A 17854-nucleotide genomic window follows, 5' to 3' on the forward strand; every position below is an offset into this window, starting at 1 on the left:
ATCCCAAGGACAAAAAAATAGCTGCACTTAAAGTGCAGCTATTTCAATATAAGTCTGTTTAGTCTTGCTAGCCTTGAGGCTTAACCACTAAAACATTAACAGGAGAGTTGTGGACAACCTTACTAGCGACTGAACCTAATACCACTTTATCGATTTTTGAACGCTTATGACTTGGCATGACAATGAGGTCTGCCCCAAGCTTTTCTGCGTAATCAATAATGGTCGTATAAGGCTTTCCTTCCGCAACATGTGTCTTATAGACCACCGAATCGTCAACATATTGATCGGCAAATGTTTTAAGTTGCAACTCTACGTCATGCTTCATTTTTAGTGCGGCTTCTTTCGGGAAGTAAGACGACACCATCGACATATGAATTCCAGGCAATACGTTGAGTAGGTGAATTACAGCACCTGCTTTTTTAGCATGCCAAACGGCGGTCTTAATCGCTTTATCGCTAAACCCTTTTTCGTTTAGATCAACGGGGACTAGAATTTGTTTATACATAGTTATCTCTCACCAACGCAACTGGACTTAACTGTCCTCTCTGTATAGTGCATTGCCCCACATTTGCCAATGTGGGGCTTTGAGTTACATCAAAGTATAGAGAATGAACTCAGTTTTATACGTTTAATGCTTGTTTTGATACTCGTCGGCGCTGATTCCACAGCATCAATCCAACAATTAAAAACGAAGGTACAAATACCCACTCTTTCATTGGGCGGTCTGCGGCAAGAACAATGGTTTTGATTTCCCAGTCAAAATCGATGCCCGAAGCCTCAGCTGGAGATCCAAACTCAACCATATCAACAATCATTTTTGAATCAGTCTCAGTCAACATTAGCCCCATTGAAGAGATACGAGCATCTGCATCGCTAGCGCGATCGTCAAACGGTAGACGAACGGTTTTAGCTACAAAGTTACCTTCTAAGTTTTCACCTTCAACCATTAACTCCAGTGACTCACCGACATTCAATGTATCAACAACTTCAACAATTTCTGTACCTGGGAAGTACTCTTTAGCCGGGTACACTTTGTCCCACCAGAATCCTGGACGGAAGAAAGTGAAGGTTAGAACCAATAACAATAAGGTTTCCCACCATTTGTTTTTTGTTAACCACCAGCCCTGCGTGGCGGCAGAGAATAATAGCATTGCCGTGGTCGCTGAGATTATGGTTAATAACAAGTGCCACCAACTGTCGATGCCCATCATCAGCAGCTGAGTGTTGAAGATAAACATGAACGGTAAAATAGCGGTCCGTATATCGTAGGTAAAGCCTTGTATACCTGTGCGGATAGGGTCGGACTTGGCGATGGCCGCTGCAGCAAAAGCGGCGAGACCCACCGGTGGTGTATCATCTGCCAAAATACCAAAATAGAACACAAACAAGTGCACCGCGATCAGCGGTATGATTAATCCATTTTGAGCGCCCAACGTCACAATAACCGGCGCCATCAAGGTGGACACGACGATGTAGTTTGCCGTTGTTGGAAGGCCCATCCCTAAAATCAGGCTAATGATTGCGGTGAATAGCAAAATCAGGAAGATATTACCACCCGAGATAAACTCGACAAAGTCGGTCATTACTAGCCCAATACCGGTTAGGGTGACGACACCCACAACAGTACCCGCTGCAGCCGTAGCGACACCGATGCCTATCATGTTACGAGCACCTGAAACCAACGACTCTGCTAGGTCGACAAAACCTTCTTTCGTGGAGGAGCTAAGCTCCTTTTGGCCTTGGAATTTAGCCATGATTGGACGTTGAGTGATCAAGATAAACATCATAAACACCGTGGCCCAAAATGCGGACAAACCAGGAGAGAAACGTTCAACCGTTAAACACCATACCAGCACGACAATCGGTAGCAAAAAGTGTAAACCCGATTTGATCGTTGGGCCTGGATCAGGCACTTCGGTTAACTCACCGTCAATCTCGACACCGTCTTGATAATTAGCCGAAATCTTAAGTAGACCGACATAACAGATCAGTAGAGCAACCGCGACAATGGGGCTTGCGGCAGCGCCAAACACATCTTTGGTCCAACCTACACCGTAGTAGACCAGAGCACTGATAATGCATAAGCCTAAAATGGTTCCAGTGAACGACAGTAAGCTATATAGCAGCGTCGGTTTGTGGCGACGTGGAAGACCTTCCATTCCTGCTTTACAGGCTTCAAGGTGAACAATGTACAGCAGCGCGACATAAGAAATTAGCGCAGGCAGTAGTGCCGCTTTAATGACTTCTACGTAAGAGATACCAACGTATTCGACCATTAGAAATGCTGCGGCACCCATAATCGGTGGCGTTAGCTGACCATTGGTGGACGCAGCAACTTCTACAGCACCAGCTTTGGTTCCCGGAAAGCCGACTCGCTTCATCAGTGGGATAGTAAATGTCCCTGTCGTCACAACGTTAGCAATCGACGACCCCGATACTAGGCCAGATAAACCTGATGCAACAACAGCCGCTTTAGCGGGGCCACCACGCATATGGCCAAGTAGAGAAAATGCAACTTTAATAAAGTAAGCACCAGCACCAGCACGGTCTAACATCGCGCCAAAAAGTACGAATAGGAATACAAACGAGGTTGAAACGCCTAGAGCAACACCAAATACCCCCTCCGTGGTCAGCCATAAGTGCGACATGGCTTTATTAATGCTTGCCCCTTTATGCGCAATGACGTCGGGCATGTGTGGGCCCGCAAAGGTGTATAGCAAGAATACCGCCGCCACCACCATAAGCGGTGGACCCAGCGCGCGACGAGTTGCTTCTAAAAGAAGCACCATACCGCACACAGCTATGACGATGTCAGCAGTCGTTGGTGCGCCCGAACGCCCAGCAAGCTGAGTATAGAAAATATAGATATACGCAGCAGAAAAAGCACCTACTGCAGCCAATACCCAGTCAATCGCAGGGATGCGATCTCGCGGAGAGCTCGATAAAGCGGGATAGGCTGTAAAAGCTAAGAAGATCGCAAAAGTGAGGTGAATGGCACGAGCTTCTGTATCGTTTAATACAAAAATGTTGAAAATAAAAGGCAGTGGAGAGGCATACCAAAGCTGGAACAATGACCAAAGTAATGGAATAAACCATAAAATGGTACCAGGCATGCCTTTGGGACTGCGGGCGCCTGTATCGGCTTGTGCCACCATCTCTTGTACATCTTGCGGTGGAGTTGTGTTTTTCGTCATATGTGGTTTTCCTGTTTTTGACGACAAGTCAACGATCTGTGATGACTTTACGATCAGTTTAGACTGACTTCGAGTAGGTTGTGTCGGAAGTTAAAAGTGTCGCGAAATTTGGACGGTGCAAAAATCAACTTTTGACCGCCCAAAAAAAGTGTCTACTACTAGAGACTAACAATAGCGTCTTTGGTAGCAGACATAGAAAAGTCTAGTCTAAAAGACCGACTTCTCTATAGTATTTCTCCGCACCTGGATGCAGTGGAATAGAGAGCCCAGCCGACACCATATTTTCTTTTTTGAGGTTTGCGAAAGCTGGGTGTAAGCGTTTGAAGGTTGGAAAGTTTTCAAATACCGCTTTGGTCACTTGATAAGCGACGTCTTCGGATATATCGCTAGTGGTGATTATTGTTGCCGCTACACCAAAGCTCTTAATGTCGCCGTCTGTCCCTTTGTACATGCCTTCAGGGATAGTGGTAAATGTGTAATACGGGTTGTTCGCGACTATGGCGTCGATCTTTGGACCTTGAATAGAAATGAGTTTAGTGTCACATGAGGTCGTGGCTTCTTTGATAGAACCATTTGGATGTCCTACGACGTAGACAAAGGCGTCTATCTTGTTGTCACACAGAGCTTGAGAACGTTCTGAACCTTTTAATTCCGAAGCTAATTTAAAGCTGCTGTTTGACCACCCCATTGCGTCCATGACAACGCCCATTGTTGCTCTGTCGCCCGAGCCAGGGTTACCAATGTTTACGCGCTTACCTTCGAGATCTTCGACGCTGTTAATGTCGGCATCGTTACGAACGATGACATTGAACGGTTCGGTATGGATAGAAAACATAGCGCGAAGCTTTTTATACTCGCCTTGTTTTTCAAATTGGCTGGTGCCATTGTATCCGTGGAATTGCCAATCGGATTGAACCACGCCAAAATCCAGTTCACCGGCTCTCATGGTATTAACGTTGTAAATGGAACCGCCTGTTGATTCAACTGAACAGCGCACGTTGTGCTCTTTGCGGCCTTTATTGACTAACTTACAGATAGCCCCACCAGTTGGGTAATAAACACCAGTTACAGAGCCAGTACCTATAGTGATAAAGCTTTGCGCTTGTACACCGCTGGTTGCAAGTACTGTTGCTGCTACAGCCCCTGCTTTGATCCATTTTTTCAATGCCATGAAATTGTCCTTGAATTGTTTTAATAGCGGCTACTTAAGAGTGTAGCTCGCGTTATGAAGCTCTGTTTATTAGACCGCCAATAAAGTCGTCGTGACGAAAAAGTGGCGCGATAATAGCAAAAAATGGGCAGAAAATCGGTGAGCTTTCGCTTGGGCGGTGAACAGTGGATTAAAAAAACAGCGGCTACTTTAAAGCGTAATAAAATATTACTCTTTAAAATCAGGGTGTTATTGGAGTGCCCTCATGCTCATTAGTAAATGACAGGGATGTGAGCTTGGTCACACTAGTCGAGATGCAATGACTAAGCTCATGATTTGTGTAGATTTTATCCAGAGTACTCGAACAATTCACACACAGAATCGAACAGTTGCTTGGTATCTATCGCCAATGTAGGGGTAATGAAAATGGTATCGTCACCTGCAACAACACCCAAAATACCTTCCGATTTGCCTAAAGAGTCTAGCAAGCGAGCGATGAGCTGCGCGGCACCGGGGCCTGTGTGTATAACCACTAGAGCTTGGTTGTAGTCAACGTCTAGAACCAGTTCGCGTAACGAGCTTGATGCCGTCGGCACGCCCAGCTCTGCAGGAAGGCAATACACCATTTCCATCTTCGCATTGCGGGTACGGACAGCGCCAAACTTAGTCAACATACGTGAGACTTTAGATTGGTTAATATTGTCAAAGCCTTCATTTTTTAATGCGTCGACAATTTCGCTTTGTGAGCCAAAACGCTCTTCTTTTAACAGCGACTTAAACTCTTTGACTAATAGGTCTTGTTTTTCGTTATTTCGCATAAGTGTCTTTTTGTTATCGATATTTCAAAACTATTTTCCCACAGAATGGCCTCACTCAGTAGTGTGATCGTCCTGTTTTGCTAATGTAATCACTTTACAGCATTTGACTGGATAAAAAGAGACCTCTTTCAAAGGCTGATCAAATTTGGCGAGTGACTTCGCAATACCAGCGTTAAATAATTGTAATGGATTAGTGATTGTTTTAATTTCGAATAAGAATTTATGGAGGGCCATGAAAATGGCTTACCTGCTTCTGTACCCTAAAAAACTACAAATATTTGATTGATTCTTTCTCAAGGAGAAGCCCGATGAAAGTAGCTGTTATTGGTGCCGCTGGTGGTATTGGACAAGCACTCGCACTTTTACTAAAAAACAACCTGCCAGCTGGGTCTGATTTGGCATTGTATGACATTGCCCCAGTAACACCTGGTGTTGCTGCCGACCTTAGCCACATTCCAACGCCTGTTACGATTAAAGGTTTTGCTGGTGAAGATCCGTCACCTGCATTAGAAGGTGCGGATGTTGTATTGATCTCTGCTGGTGTTGCCCGTAAGCCTGGTATGGATCGTGCCGACTTATTCAACGTGAACGCTGGTATTGTAAAATCTTTGGCAGAAAAAATTGCTGTTGTTTGTCCAACAGCATGTGTTGGTATCATTACTAACCCAGTCAATACTACGGTACCCATTGCCGCAGAAGTTCTAAAGAAAGCGGGCGTGTACGACAAACGTAAGCTGTTTGGGGTAACGACACTGGATGTGATCCGTTCTGAAACATTTGTTGCAGAGTTAAAAGGCAAAAGCCCGCTAGAGACTAAAGTTCCAGTCATTGGCGGACACTCTGGCGTGACGATTTTACCTTTGCTGTCTCAAGTTGAAGGTGTGGACTTCTCTGATGAAGAAATTGATGCATTGACTAAACGCATTCAAAACGCTGGTACTGAAGTTGTCGAAGCGAAAGCGGGTGGCGGTTCAGCAACTCTGTCTATGGGTCAAGCGGCGTGTCGTTTCGGTCTGTCTCTTGTTAAAGCAATGCAGGGTGAAGAAGGCGTTGTAGAGTGCGCATACGTTGAAGGTGACGGCGCTCACGCTCCATTCTTCGCACAGCCTGTAAAACTGGGTAAAGATGGTGTTGAAGAAATTTTGAGTTACGGCACATTAAGTGACTACGAAAAAGCCGCACTTGATGGAATGCTAGAAACGTTAAATGGTGACATTGCCATTGGTGTAGAGTTTGCAAAATAGAAGGTTCTTCCTTTACTAATTGCAACGATCACTGATTATTAGAGCGGGCCATTAGGTCCGCTTTTTTGATCCATTTATGATCATTACCTTTTAAAGCGACGTATTAAGCTATAAAAGGGAGAAAAGTGATGCAAACAGATAAGATCAAACCCGGTATGCGTGTTGAAGTTCCTCAGGGGATTGGAGATGTGTTGGTCATCGACCACGCCTACGATACTGTTCTTGTACAAGGGGAGCATCCTGAGCAGCAATGGGCAGTACATAGCGGTGACATTGTTAGTAACGAGCAACTGCACATCGAATGTGATCGCTATTATTAATACCACCCAAAGCAATTACCTGACCAGTTAATGACTTCGATTGGTATATAGGCGCTATCATCTTTTTTGAGACAAAAAAGGGCAGGGTTTTCTAAAACGCTGCCCTCTCTTAATGTAGACGGTTGAACTTAACTGCTTCGTTTTACCGCTAAATGCGCTAGAGTAATTAACGCTTCTTTATAGTCAGACTCTGGTAAAGCAGCCAATTCACGTATCGCCTTATCGGCTTCTTGTTCAGCTTTCTTGGTGGTATAGGTCAAGGCGCCGGTTTCATCCATTGCTTGTAATATGTCATCCAGCTTTTCCATTCCGTTGGCTTTTTCTATTGCTTCGTGGATCATCAGACGTTGCGCCTCTGAACCATTGCGCATAGCATAAAGCAGCGGCAGTGTAGGTTTGCCTTCCGCCAAATCATCACCCACATTTTTTCCCATCTCTTTGCCATCGGCAGTGTAGTCAAGAACGTCGTCGATGAGCTGGAATGCTGTTCCCAAGTATTTACCGTAGTTTTGCAGCGCGAGCTCAAGCTTCTCGTCAGCATCCACCAGTAACGCACCGATATGTGCAGCGGCTTCAAATAAACGAGCCGTTTTGGAGTAGATCACTTCCATGTAGTTTTCTTCGGTGGTGCTAGGATCATTACAGTTGATCAATTGTTGCACTTCACCTTCGGCAATAACATTGACCGCACCACTCATTAACTCAAGGATCTTAAGGGATCCTAGGCTGGTCATCATTTGGAATGAGCGAGTGTAAATGAAGTCACCGACTAAAATGCTTGCGGCGTTGCCAAAGGCTGCATTGGCCGTTTCTTTGCCACGGCGCATATCCGATTCGTCGACGACATCATCATGAAGTAGTGTCGCGGTATGGATAAATTCAACAAAGGCCGCAGCGGTAATGTGTTTATCACCCTCATAGCCGAGCGCTTTTGCCGACAACAGTGCAATGAGCGGTCTAAGGCGTTTGCCACCCCCACTCACAATATATAATCCAAGCTGATTGATTAGGCTGACATCTGAATTAAGCTGCGCCTGAATGGTGGCGTTCACTTTTTCCATGTCTTTGGCTGTAAGCGCTTGAATAGCGTTAAAATCCATATTACTTCCGGCTGAGCTAGCCCTCACGGGGGCTTGGTTACTAATTATTTGCGAATAGTACACTAAAAATCGTTGCCAAACACCGCCTCAAAGGGCATGATCCTCTCACTTTTAATTGGTGAATACCTTTTCGCCATTTTTTTTAAATATTGGCTTGTCATAAGGGACGCATTCCCGTAGAATCTGCGCCCTATTGATTAGTTTAGCGCACACCCAAAAAATAGTGGCTGTGCGGAAAAAGCGGAGTAAATTATGTACGCTGTTTTCCAATCTGGTGGTAAACAACACCGAGTAAGCGAAGGACAAGTTCTTCGTTTAGAGAAATTGGACGTAGAAACTGGAGCAACTGTTGAGTTTGATTCAGTTCTAATGATCGCTAACGGTGAAGAAATCACTGTTGGTGCACCTCTTGTAGAGGGTGGCAAAGTTGTAGCTGAAGTGGTTAAGCACGGTCGTGGCGATAAAGTTAAAATCGTTAAGTTCCGTCGTCGTAAGCACTCTCGTAAGCAACAAGGTCACCGTCAGTGGTTCACGGAAGTGAAAATCACTGGCATTAGCGCTTAATTGTAGGAGAGTTTAACAATGGCACACAAAAAAGCTGGCGGTTCTACTCGTAACGGCCGTGACTCAGAAAGTAAACGTCTTGGTGTTAAGCGTTTTGGTGGTGAATCTGTTCTTGCAGGTAACATCATCGTTCGTCAACGTGGTACTAAGTTCCACGCTGGCACAAACGTAGGTTTGGGTAAAGACCACACTCTATTCGCTCTTACCGATGGTAAAGTGAAGTTTGAGACTAAAGGTCCTAAAAACCGCAAATTCGTTACAATCGAATCTGAGTAATTTTAGCCTTAAAGCTGGAATTCAAAAGCCCTGCCGATTCGGCGGGGTTTTTTATTTGTGGGTAGGGTTTTTAACAGCAGTCTGTTTGGTGACAGGCTTTAGGTAGTAATGGCAAGGCAGTGCGTAAACTCGTTTTCAGGGTTTATACTTACTACCTAAACTCTGTTATTCAGCCTGTAGGCTATAGAGCCACTTAGTAATGTGGAGAGTAAAATGAAATTTGTAGATGAAGCGTCGGTAAAAGTTCAAGCCGGTGACGGTGGCAACGGTGTGGTCAGTTTTTGGCGCGAAAAGTTTGTTGCTAAAGGCGGCCCTGACGGTGGTGACGGCGGTGACGGCGGTGATGTGTACATTCAGGCCGATGAAAACCTCAATACACTGATCGACTATCGTTTCCAACGCTTTTACGATGCTGAGCGTGGTGAGAATGGCCGCGGTGGTAACTGTACCGGTAAACGCGGTAAAGACAAAGTCATGCGCGTTCCTGTCGGTACCCGTGCGGTCGATATCCACACCAATGAAATTGTGGGTGAAGTTGCTGAGCACGGCAAGAAAGTGATGGTCGCAAAAGGTGGCTGGCATGGACTGGGCAATACACGTTTTAAATCGTCTGTTAACCGTGCACCTCGCCAAAAAACCATGGGCACTAAAGGTGAAATGCGTGAGTTGCGCCTAGAGCTTCTTCTGCTGGCAGATGTGGGTATGCTTGGCTTGCCAAATGCCGGTAAGTCGACCTTTATTCGCGCTGTTTCCGCAGCTAAACCAAAAGTTGCTGATTACCCATTCACCACTTTAATTCCAAGTCTTGGCGTAGTCAGCGTGGTACCTGAAAAGAGCTTTGTAGTTGCTGATATCCCTGGACTAATCGAAGGTGCCGCTGATGGAGCAGGTCTGGGCATTCGTTTCTTGAAGCACCTGGAGCGTTGTCGAGTATTACTGCACATGATCGATATTATGCCGGTTGATCAATCGGATCCGGTACAAAATGCACTGACGATCATTGACGAGCTTGAGCAATACAGTGAGAAACTTGCTGAGAAACCACGCTGGTTGGTTTTCAATAAAGTGGATCTCATGCCTGAAGAAGATGCAAAGCAAACGATCCAAGAGATCTTGGATGCTTTGGGTTGGGAAGGGGAATACTTTGAGATTTCCGCAATCAACCGTAAAGGGACTAAAGAGCTTTGTTATAAACTTGCAGACTTCATGGAAACTCTACCTCGTAGTGAAGAAGTGCAAACCGAAGAAGAAAAAGTCGACTTCATGTGGGACGATTACCACAAAGAGGCTATGTCTGGTAAAGATGTTGTCACTGAAGATGATGATGATTTCGATGATTGGGATGACGAAGAAGATGACGGTCACGTCATTTATGTTCGTGACTAATTAACAGTCTGTATAATATTTGAAAACCGCTCCAGATGGAGCGGTTTTTTTGTTTGAGAGAAAGCATTGCTAAGGCACAATAGGGACTTAGGAATCCAGCAAGCTAACGCACAAATTTGTGTGGTATTGGGAAAAATTTATTCAAGGAAGAGCTGTCATGTCTAAACAGCGAGCAGTTTCAAGATTTATCGCACAAGCAGGCCAAATGCTTCTTGCTCACGGCGCCGAGAGTACCTTAGTGAGTGATGTCATGCGACGTATGGGGCTTGCCTGTGGTGTTCAAGAAGTGGAAATTGCGCTTTCTGCCAACGCGTTAGTCGTCACCACGGTTATGGATGAGCATTGTATTACTACTGCTCGAAGTTGTGCCGATCGCGGTATTAATATGCGTATAGTGACCCAAATTCAGCGGATATGCATACTGTTGGAGCGCCAGATCCTAGATTTTGAAATGGCCCAACAACGGCTTAAAACCCTATCGCCACAACGCTACAATCGTTGGCTAGTGTTAGCCATGATAGGCTTGTCGTGCGCCAGCTTTTCTCGCTTAGCAGGAGGAGATTGGGTAGTGTTTACCATGACATTTTTAGCCTCAAGTGGCGGTATGCTCGTTCGTCAAGAGTTGGGGCATCGACACTTTAACCCTTTAGTGAACTTTTCCGCGACAGCCTTTGTTACTTCCCTCATCTCTGCGCAGGCAGTGCTGCTTGAACTTGGAAATCAGCCTACGATCGCTATGGCGTCATCGGTATTAATGCTTGTTCCTGGCTTCCCATTAATTAATGCGGTCGCAGACATGTTAAAAGGGCACATAAATATGGGCATAGCGCGATTTGTTATGGCCAGCTTACTCACCTTAGCCACTTGTTTGGGTATTGTGGGTGCCATGTTAGTGACTGGAAGTTGGGGGTGGGTATGATTGATTTACTGCTCGGTTTAGCTAACGATATGCTATTTGCCGCGATCCCTGCAATTGGCTTTGCATTGGTATTTAATGTTCCTCAAAATGCCCTCAAATACTGTGCGATAGGCGGTGCGCTAGGCCACGGTAGTCGCTTTCTGATGATGCATTATGGCGTCCCTATTGAGTGGGCGACGTTCTTTGCCGCAACATTAGTGGGCCTTGTCGGCGTAAAATGGTCTCACCGATTTTTGGCGCACCCAAAAGTTTTTACCGTAGCCGCGTTGATTCCGATGGTCCCTGGGGTGTTTGCGTTTAAAGCGATGATCGCTCTGGTAGAAATTAATCATCTTGGCTATACCCCTGAATTGCTTTCAAGTTGCTTAGAAAACTTCTTAAAAGCGATGTTTATTATTACTGGGTTAGCGGTTGGCCTTGCAGTACCTGGACTGCTATTCTACCGCCGAAAACCGATTGTCTGATCAAGGATTAATATGAAAATTAGTATGATTGCCGCAATGGCCAACGACCGAGTTATTGGTAAGGACAATCAAATGCCGTGGCATCTACCTGCTGACTTTGCTTGGTTTAAGCGAAGTACTATGGGGAAACCCATTATTATGGGGCGCAAAACTTTCGAATCGATTGGTCGACCACTGCCTGGGCGTAAAAACATTGTGATTTCTCGCGACGCTACGCGACAGATTGATGGCGTACAGTTGTGCAGCTCAATAGAAGACGCGATTAAAGCCGCAGGCAACGTAGAAGAAGTGATGATCATTGGCGGTGGTAGCATATATGAGCGCTGCTTACCTTTAGCGGATACTCTGTACCTTACATTCATTAATGCTAATATTGATGGTGACACTTGTTTTCCTGACTGGGGAAAGTTGTGGTCAAAAACATACAGTGAGCATTACCAGGTAGATGATAGAAATGCTTACGATATGGAATTTGTTGTTCTAGAAAAGTCGGAGTAATAACCAGTGGCGAAAGATCGGTTTGATAACTTAGACCTTAACCTGCTCAAGGTGTTTCAAACTCTCATGCAGGAAAGAAACATGCGTAAGGCTTCAGCGCTATTGCATGTATCTCAACCTGCAATCAGCCAATCATTGCAAAAGCTACGGTTTCATTTTGCTGATGACTTGTTTGTAAAGGTGACGCATGGGCTTGAGCCTACCCACTTTGCATTAGAATTATCGGCATCGATTACTCCTTACTTTGACGCGCTAAAGAGCGCTGTAAACAGTCATCAGCAATTTGACCCAAGTAAAATTGACCATCCAATTCGAATTGCACTGGTGGCTACCGTGCAAACGCTTCTTGCAGGCCCACTGTTTAGGATAGTGCGAGAGCAAGCACCCAATGCAACCTTAGAGCTTCTACCATGGGCATCTCAGACCTTTGAAGAAATTCAGTATGGGAGGACACTGTTTGGAGTGACCGTCGATAAAGAGGCTCCAAAAGAGCTATGCGATAACTTTCTAATGCCATTAACAGGCCGCTTTATCGTTAGAAAAGATCACCCGATTAACGAAGCAATCGTTAAGCCTGAAAGGTTTGAAGGCGTTGAGTTAGCTGCTTTTGTTACGCCAGGATGGAATGACCATTTTAGCTATGCGCAAGAAGTCCTAAAAGGTTTTGGTGTTAATACTAATGTCAGCTTTCGCTCAGAAGTGTTAGACACGGTGATAGAGGTTGTTAGCCAAAGCGATCTCATATTTGCGCATTCTACAATGTTCCCAATCGAGCGTTACCCGAACCTTAGGTTCATCGATCTCGATATTCCAATTAGGCAAAAGCAACTAGATATTCATAGCTATCACCACATAAAGGATCGCAATAATCCAATTATCAACTGGTTAAACTCGGTAATTTTAGAGGTGCTTAAGCAGCAGTCTGATAAGCATTGATTATTTCGCTGATAACTTAATTTAATTTCTACTTATTAAATTTGCGCTTTATAGTCGCTGTGTGTCAGGGACGACGTTTTTTTATCAAGGATGACCTCTTAATATTAATAGAGTATTCCAATGAAAAAATGTCTTCCCGTGCTAATTGCCACTTTTTCGGCTGCAGTCTCCCTTCCCACTCTTGCTAACCCTGCTAATGTTGAGGGGCACCGAATAGGTGCTGGCTTCTCAAAAACCAAAGATGTAACGGCTGGCTTTGATCTGGGATTAGGGGGCGGATTAAAGCTAGAGTACGGTTATGAGCTTAACCATATTTTTGGTTTTAATGTGTCTTATCAAGGCTTTGGTGAGTCTTGGGGAGATGCTAATGTCGATGGTTCTGTATTTAAGGCTGACACGGATATAGGTTACGCTTTTGACCTTCAAGAATTCTCTATAAAGCCTTACGTGGCACTGGGTCTGGCGCAGGTTAACGAGAAATTTTCAATCGATGGGATTCCAGGTTCTGGCGACTTGAGCGACACGTCATTTCTATTTGGTTTTGGTGCGCGCGCAACCTTTATGCACAACTTTTATGCCGATATGCGCTTTGACTACTTGATGACTGAGTACAGTGATCTGGACCAGTTTTCTATGAGCTTTGGCTACAAATTCTAATTGCTTGAGTTTTAGTTCTAGCAATTACAGCGCTGCTTGAACAAAGTAGCGCTGATCTTCCCAACGGATCATCGTCAGTGATCCACCCCAGACACAGCCAGTGTCCAGCCCAATCACATTACTATTTTGATAGCCTTCGAGAGCAGCCCAATGCCCGAATAGCACGGTTTTACTTAGCTTTACGCGGTCAGGCCATTCAAACCAAGGGACTAAATTGGGGTCAGAGACCTCCGAGGGAGGCTGCTTGCACGCCATATCAAGCCCACCATTAGCGTAACAATAGCGCATTCGAGTAAACGCATTAATAATGTAGCGCAGTTTTGCATAACCCGTTAGCGTACAGTCCCATAGCTCGGGTTGATTGTCGTACATCTCTTTAAGCAGTGTCACCCAGTGAGAGCCACTCAATGCCTCTTGAACATAAAGTGCATTCGCTCTAGCGGTATCTAAATCCCAAAGAGGAGAAATCCCAGCATGACAAACCACAAACTCTGCATGCTCTTGCATCAAAGGTTGCTGTCTTAGCCAGTCTAGAAGTTCATCGCGATCAGGGGCTTCAAGTATGGGTCTAGTGCGGTCTTTGTCTTTAATACGGTGAATACCATTGGCAACCGCGAGCAGATGAAGATCGTGATTGCCTAGCACCACTTTTAGCGACTTGCCTAATGATCTGGCAAATCGCAACACCTCAAGTGAATCTGGGCCACGGGCGACCAAGTCTCCAGCAATCCACAGTGTATCGAGTTTTGCATTAAACTGAGCTTGCTCCAACAGCATCTGCAGCTCGCGAAAACACCCTTGTGGGTCACCTACAATATAGTTAGCCACAGTTAATTGATGATATTTGGAATGGCAAGAGTAAAAGGGTCAATGTTGGTAGCGAACTCTTGTTGGTGAGAGTCCAGCATGATGTAGCTCCCTTGCATTGTCCCCATTGGCGTTTCAATGGCAGTGCCACTGGTATAGGTGTATTCGTCATTGGCAGGAATGATAGGCTGCTCGCCGACAACACCTTCACCTTCTACCGATATTTGCTTGCCGTTTGCATCGGTGATCAGCCAGCGGCGGCTGATCAACTGTACGGTTTCGGTGCTTAAATTTTTAATTGTGATGACATAAGCAAACACATAGCGCTTTTGCTCAGGATTGGACTGACTTTCAATATACTTAGTCAGTACTTGGCACTTTATGCAAGGGTCACTCATCATCACTCCATTAAGGTAGTATTAAGCCGTGTGGTTGGCATCCAGATAATTCGCCATTGCCACAAACTGTTCTAGAGTAAGGTTTTCAGGTCGCATACTTGGGTTAACTCCAAGCGCTTCCAGTTGCTCTTTATCTAACAGTGCTTTGTAGCAGTTGCGAACGGTTTTGCGACGTTGATTAAAACCTTCACGACACACGCGGTCCAACCATTTAAGGCTGTTTGCTTTATGCGGCAAGACTTCATATGGCACGAGGCGAACAACCGCTGAATCGACTTTTGGTGGTGGAACAAAAGATTCTGGTGGTACTTCCAGCACCGGCACAACTTTACAATAGTACTGAGCCATAACCGTTAAGCGGCCATAGGCCTTGGTTCCAGGACCTGCGGCAAGACGATTAACAACTTCTTTTTGTAGCATGAAGTGCATGTCTTGGATGTCTTTGTGGAACTCAAACAAGTGAAACATCAAGGGTGTAGAGATGTTGTATGGCAGGTTACCAAAGATGCGCAACTTATTGTCAGGCTTAACGAGCTGAGTAAAGTCAAAACGCATTGCATCGCCTTCGTGGATAGTCAGCTTTTCAGCTAAATCCGGATGGTTGCGTAAGCGCTCTGCCAAATCTCGGTCTAGCTCAATTACCGTTAGTTTGTCGACTTCTTTGCCAACAGGTTCGGTGATCGCGCCAAGACCTGGGCCAATTTCAACCAAGTTTTGGCCTGGAAGAGGGTTAATCGATGACACAATGCCATCGATAATGTATGGATCATTTAGGAAGTTTTGGCCAAAACGTTTTCTGGCTTTGTGTCCTTGGTGGACGTCATTTCTCATTGTTTGTTCTCTACTAATTCTATTGCGTGAGCAAGCGCAGTGCGTAAACTTCCTGTATCGGCAAGCCCAGTACCAGCCAAATCAAGCGCAGTGCCATGATCAACTGATGTACGAATAAACGGAAGGCCTAGCGTTATATTGATAGACTCTCCAAATCCTTTAAATTTTAGCACGGGAAGGACCTGATCGTGATACATACCTAACACGGCATCGGCATCTTCTAGATATTTTTGGTTGAAAATGGTGTCAGCAGGCAATGGTCCCACAATATCCATCCCTTGTTCACGTAAACGGTTTAGGGTTGGTGTTATGACTTCAATTTCTTCTCTTCCCAAATGCCCATCTTCTCCCGCATGTGGATTTAGGCCACACACATAGATCTTTGGGCGTTCAATGGCAAACTTAGACACTAAATCGGCATGTAAGATTTCCACAATGCTGGTTAGTCGTTCTGACGTTACCGCCTTTGAGACGTAAGCCAGTGGAATGTGCGTTGTAACCAGCGCAACTCGTAAACCTTCTGTTGCCAGCATCATAACCACGAGAGGAGTCTGAGATTTTTCTGCGAAAAATTCAGTGTGACCACTAAATGCCACACCTGCGCGATTGATCACACCTTTGTGGACTGGACCTGTAACCAAAGCATCAAATTCACCGCTAAGGTTGCCCATTGCGGCCCGCTCGAGCGTTTTCAGCACATAATGCCCATTTGCTTCATCCAAACTGCCTGCAACACAAGGTGAAGACATCGCGATGTGGTCAACGGTTAATTCACCTGCTTGGGTCGGTGTTTTTGGCGCTGTGGCGTCATACTCTTTGAGCGTAACCTCAATACCCAATGCGTCTGCACGTTGCTTTAGCAGCTCTTGATCTGCACAGACAACAAGCTGATGTGGCCAGCTTTGAGTAGACAGTGCTAGTACTAAGTCTGGGCCTATTCCTGCAGGTTCTCCTGGGGTGATTACGATACGCTTAGTTGACAACGTCGAGCTCCTCATCGGTTTCGATAAATTCGACATAGGCGCTGGCACGAAGCTCTTGCAACCAGGTACTGACTTCTTCATTGAACTTACGGTTAAACAGTATTCGATAAGCGCGATTACTTAGCGCAGAGTCCGTTCTATCGACTTCACGGCGATCGAGTACTTCGACAATATGCCAGCCATGGACCGTTTTAAATGGGTCACTAATCAAGCCAATAGGTAAGGTTTCTACCTGGTGTTTAAACTCAGGGACGTACAAATCGGGTGTTTGATAACCTAACTCGCCATCGCGCGATGCAGAGCCTGGGTCTGCTGAAAACTGTTGTGCCAGATCGGCAAACGTTGCTTCGCCACTGTTTATTTGACGAATGTAGTTCTCCAATTGTTGCTTGGCACCTTCGTCACTAAGTATTACTGACGTTTTGATCAATATGTGTCTAGCATTGACCTCTGTAACGGCAACGGTTTCGAGACCTTTGACGTCTTTGATTTTAAGAATATGGAATCCCGCCCCACTTCTAAATGGACCGATAATGGCAGACTTACCTTGCGTCGTAATTTGGTCGGCAAATATGGTCGGCATTTCTTCTTTTCGTAGCCAACCCCAGTCACCACCTTCCAAGGCTTTAGGTCCTTTTGAGTAAGTAAGTGCTAACTTTGAAAAGTCCTCGTCATCGTCAAGCATCTGCTTAATTTCTTGCGCCTGAGCTTCAACTTCTTCTTTCGATTGACTGCTGTTGAATCTTAATTGGATATGCCCAATGCGATACTCGACACTCTTATTGGTCTCTTCAGACAATAGTTTGCTAAGGTTTTCTACCTCTGCTGGCAATATGCTGATTCGACGACGAACCAGTGCATTACGCGCTTCAGAGGCGGCGACTTCATCACGGATCTGTTCGCGGTACTCTGCATAGGATAACCCTTGGTCAGCAACGCTTTGCTGCAGTTCAAGTAGTGTTTGATCGTTATTTCGAGCAATGGTCGAGATTGCTTCATCAAGTCGTTGATCGTTAATTCGTACACCTATGCGCTCTGCCTCTTGTGCCTGCAGCGTATCTAGGATCAATTTATCGAGCACTTGATCTTTCAGTACCTCTTCGTCGGGTAGTGCTTGTCCTTTTTGAGCCGCACCCATACGGACTGATTTTAGTGATGCATCAATATCACTTTGTAGGATGACGCCATCATTGACGATGACGGCAACACGATCTAGCTCTTGCGGTGCAGCAATACTGTGTGAACTCAGCAGCACAGTAAGTGATACCGCAAGCAGCCGTTTAATACTCATCATTACATTGTCCAAAAT

At 45.4% G+C, this 17854-nt stretch carries 20 protein-coding genes; 10 read left to right on the forward strand and 10 right to left on the reverse strand.

From position 1 onward, the window contains the following. Positions 1-67: 67 nt before the first annotated feature. From JQC93_RS13105 to argR, 4 genes are all read right to left on the reverse strand, one after another. Entirely contained in the window at positions 68-505 is a 438-nt protein-coding gene (locus JQC93_RS13105) for a universal stress protein (RefSeq protein ID WP_205158886.1), read from the reverse strand. Positions 506-620: 115 nt separating this feature from the next. Continuing rightward, positions 621-3194, reverse strand: a complete 2574-nt coding sequence (locus JQC93_RS13110) for a TRAP transporter permease (RefSeq protein WP_205158887.1) — start codon at positions 3192-3194, stop codon at positions 621-623. Positions 3195-3396: 202 nt separating this feature from the next. Further along, entirely contained in the window at positions 3397-4365 is a 969-nt protein-coding gene (locus tag JQC93_RS13115) for a TAXI family TRAP transporter solute-binding subunit (protein ID WP_205158888.1), read from the reverse strand. Positions 4366-4691: 326 nt separating this feature from the next. After that, on the reverse strand, positions 4692-5162 hold the full coding sequence (gene argR / locus JQC93_RS13120) for a transcriptional regulator ArgR (protein WP_205158889.1): 471 nt from the start codon (positions 5160-5162) through the stop codon (positions 4692-4694). Positions 5163-5470: 308 nt separating this feature from the next. Between argR and mdh the strand changes: the two genes are divergently transcribed. Together mdh and JQC93_RS13130 are read left to right on the forward strand one after the other, a co-directional pair. Then, positions 5471-6406 carry a malate dehydrogenase gene (mdh, locus tag JQC93_RS13125; protein WP_205158890.1) on the forward strand — a complete coding sequence of 312 codons (936 nt, stop codon included), beginning with the start codon at positions 5471-5473 and terminating at the stop codon, positions 6404-6406. A gap of 128 nt (positions 6407-6534) precedes the next feature. Next, on the forward strand, positions 6535-6726 hold the full coding sequence (locus JQC93_RS13130; RefSeq protein ID WP_205158891.1) for a hypothetical protein: 192 nt from the start codon (positions 6535-6537) through the stop codon (positions 6724-6726). Between the two features lie 128 nt (positions 6727-6854). Here JQC93_RS13130 and ispB read toward each other — a convergent pair whose 3' ends face one another. Then, positions 6855-7826: an octaprenyl diphosphate synthase gene (gene ispB / locus JQC93_RS13135; RefSeq protein ID WP_205158892.1), complete on the reverse strand. Its 972-nt coding sequence runs from the start codon at positions 7824-7826 to the stop codon at positions 6855-6857. Between the two features lie 252 nt (positions 7827-8078). On the opposite strand from ispB, the gene rplU reads away from it, so the two are divergent. From rplU to JQC93_RS13175, 8 genes are all read left to right on the forward strand, one after another. Then, on the forward strand, positions 8079-8390 hold the full coding sequence (gene rplU / locus JQC93_RS13140; protein WP_084889041.1) for a 50S ribosomal protein L21: 312 nt from the start codon (positions 8079-8081) through the stop codon (positions 8388-8390). An 18-nt stretch (positions 8391-8408) separates the two neighbouring features. Beyond that, positions 8409-8666 carry a 50S ribosomal protein L27 gene (gene rpmA / locus JQC93_RS13145; RefSeq protein WP_084889042.1) on the forward strand — a complete coding sequence of 86 codons (258 nt, stop codon included), beginning with the start codon at positions 8409-8411 and terminating at the stop codon, positions 8664-8666. 213 nt (positions 8667-8879) lie between these two features. Beyond that, positions 8880-10052, forward strand: a complete 1173-nt coding sequence (gene cgtA / locus JQC93_RS13150) for an Obg family GTPase CgtA (protein WP_205158893.1) — start codon at positions 8880-8882, stop codon at positions 10050-10052. 157 nt (positions 10053-10209) lie between these two features. Beyond that, positions 10210-10971, forward strand: a complete 762-nt coding sequence (locus JQC93_RS13155) for a threonine/serine exporter family protein (RefSeq protein ID WP_205158894.1) — start codon at positions 10210-10212, stop codon at positions 10969-10971. After that, on the forward strand, positions 10968-11435 hold the full coding sequence (locus tag JQC93_RS13160) for a threonine/serine exporter family protein (RefSeq protein ID WP_236009557.1): 468 nt from the start codon (positions 10968-10970) through the stop codon (positions 11433-11435). The genes JQC93_RS13155 and JQC93_RS13160 overlap by 4 nt, the downstream gene beginning before the upstream one ends. 12 nt (positions 11436-11447) lie before the next feature. Next, positions 11448-11933, forward strand: a complete 486-nt coding sequence (gene folA, locus JQC93_RS13165; RefSeq protein WP_205158896.1) for a type 3 dihydrofolate reductase — start codon at positions 11448-11450, stop codon at positions 11931-11933. Positions 11934-11939: 6 nt separating this feature from the next. Next, positions 11940-12869 (forward strand): LysR family transcriptional regulator, encoded by a 930-nt coding sequence (locus JQC93_RS13170; RefSeq protein WP_205158897.1) that lies wholly within the window; start codon positions 11940-11942, stop codon positions 12867-12869. A gap of 120 nt (positions 12870-12989) precedes the next feature. After that, complete coding sequence (locus tag JQC93_RS13175) at positions 12990-13526, forward strand: outer membrane beta-barrel protein (protein WP_205158898.1); 537 nt, start codon at positions 12990-12992, stop codon at positions 13524-13526. A gap of 24 nt (positions 13527-13550) precedes the next feature. Here the strand turns inward: JQC93_RS13175 and JQC93_RS13180 are convergent, their stop codons facing one another. Genes JQC93_RS13180 through surA form a run of 5 tightly spaced genes read right to left on the reverse strand, consistent with a single transcriptional unit; the run spans position 13551 to position 17839 of the window. Further along, a complete protein-coding gene (locus tag JQC93_RS13180; protein ID WP_205158899.1) occupies positions 13551-14354 on the reverse strand; it encodes a symmetrical bis(5'-nucleosyl)-tetraphosphatase in 804 nt (267 codons plus the stop codon). A gap of 2 nt (positions 14355-14356) precedes the next feature. Then, a complete protein-coding gene (apaG, locus tag JQC93_RS13185) occupies positions 14357-14734 on the reverse strand; it encodes a Co2+/Mg2+ efflux protein ApaG (protein ID WP_236009559.1) in 378 nt (125 codons plus the stop codon). A gap of 18 nt (positions 14735-14752) precedes the next feature. Then, positions 14753-15562, reverse strand: coding sequence for a 16S rRNA (adenine(1518)-N(6)/adenine(1519)-N(6))-dimethyltransferase RsmA (gene rsmA / locus JQC93_RS13190; protein ID WP_205158901.1), 810 nt, complete (start codon positions 15560-15562; stop codon positions 14753-14755). Next, on the reverse strand, positions 15559-16560 hold the full coding sequence (pdxA, locus tag JQC93_RS13195; RefSeq protein WP_205159079.1) for a 4-hydroxythreonine-4-phosphate dehydrogenase PdxA: 1002 nt from the start codon (positions 16558-16560) through the stop codon (positions 15559-15561). The genes rsmA and pdxA overlap by 4 nt, the downstream gene beginning before the upstream one ends. Further along, positions 16535-17839, reverse strand: coding sequence for a peptidylprolyl isomerase SurA (gene surA, locus JQC93_RS13200; protein WP_205158902.1), 1305 nt, complete (start codon positions 17837-17839; stop codon positions 16535-16537). Before surA ends, pdxA begins: the two co-directional genes overlap by 26 nt. Between the last annotated feature and the right edge of the window lie 15 nt (positions 17840-17854).

This window comes from Vibrio ulleungensis (assembly GCF_016900875.1).
GTDB lineage: Bacteria > Pseudomonadota > Gammaproteobacteria > Enterobacterales > Vibrionaceae > Vibrio > Vibrio ulleungensis.

Excerpts from the sequence above, each read along its gene's own strand:
- JQC93_RS13105 (WP_205158886.1), bottom strand. The coding sequence starts at position 505 with ATGTATAAACAAATTCTAGTCCCCGTTGATCTAAACGAAAAAGGGTTT.
- JQC93_RS13110 (WP_205158887.1), bottom strand. The coding sequence starts at position 3,194 with ATGACGAAAAACACAACTCCACCGCAAGATGTACAAGAGATGGTGGCA.
- JQC93_RS13115 (WP_205158888.1), bottom strand. The coding sequence starts at position 4,365 with ATGGCATTGAAAAAATGGATCAAAGCAGGGGCTGTAGCAGCAACAGTA.
- argR (WP_205158889.1), bottom strand. The coding sequence starts at position 5,162 with ATGCGAAATAACGAAAAACAAGACCTATTAGTCAAAGAGTTTAAGTCG.
- mdh (WP_205158890.1), top strand. The coding sequence starts at position 5,471 with ATGAAAGTAGCTGTTATTGGTGCCGCTGGTGGTATTGGACAAGCACTC.
- JQC93_RS13130 (WP_205158891.1), top strand. The coding sequence starts at position 6,535 with ATGCAAACAGATAAGATCAAACCCGGTATGCGTGTTGAAGTTCCTCAG.
- ispB (WP_205158892.1), bottom strand. The coding sequence starts at position 7,826 with ATGGATTTTAACGCTATTCAAGCGCTTACAGCCAAAGACATGGAAAAA.
- rplU (WP_084889041.1), top strand. The coding sequence starts at position 8,079 with ATGTACGCTGTTTTCCAATCTGGTGGTAAACAACACCGAGTAAGCGAA.
- rpmA (WP_084889042.1), top strand. The coding sequence starts at position 8,409 with ATGGCACACAAAAAAGCTGGCGGTTCTACTCGTAACGGCCGTGACTCA.
- cgtA (WP_205158893.1), top strand. The coding sequence starts at position 8,880 with ATGAAATTTGTAGATGAAGCGTCGGTAAAAGTTCAAGCCGGTGACGGT.
- JQC93_RS13155 (WP_205158894.1), top strand. The coding sequence starts at position 10,210 with ATGTCTAAACAGCGAGCAGTTTCAAGATTTATCGCACAAGCAGGCCAA.
- JQC93_RS13160 (WP_236009557.1), top strand. The coding sequence starts at position 10,968 with ATGATTGATTTACTGCTCGGTTTAGCTAACGATATGCTATTTGCCGCG.
- folA (WP_205158896.1), top strand. The coding sequence starts at position 11,448 with ATGAAAATTAGTATGATTGCCGCAATGGCCAACGACCGAGTTATTGGT.
- JQC93_RS13175 (WP_205158898.1), top strand. The coding sequence starts at position 12,990 with ATGAAAAAATGTCTTCCCGTGCTAATTGCCACTTTTTCGGCTGCAGTC.
- apaG (WP_236009559.1), bottom strand. The coding sequence starts at position 14,734 with ATGATGAGTGACCCTTGCATAAAGTGCCAAGTACTGACTAAGTATATT.
- rsmA (WP_205158901.1), bottom strand. The coding sequence starts at position 15,562 with ATGAGAAATGACGTCCACCAAGGACACAAAGCCAGAAAACGTTTTGGC.
- pdxA (WP_205159079.1), bottom strand. The coding sequence starts at position 16,560 with ATGAGGAGCTCGACGTTGTCAACTAAGCGTATCGTAATCACCCCAGGA.
- surA (WP_205158902.1), bottom strand. The coding sequence starts at position 17,839 with ATGATGAGTATTAAACGGCTGCTTGCGGTATCACTTACTGTGCTGCTG.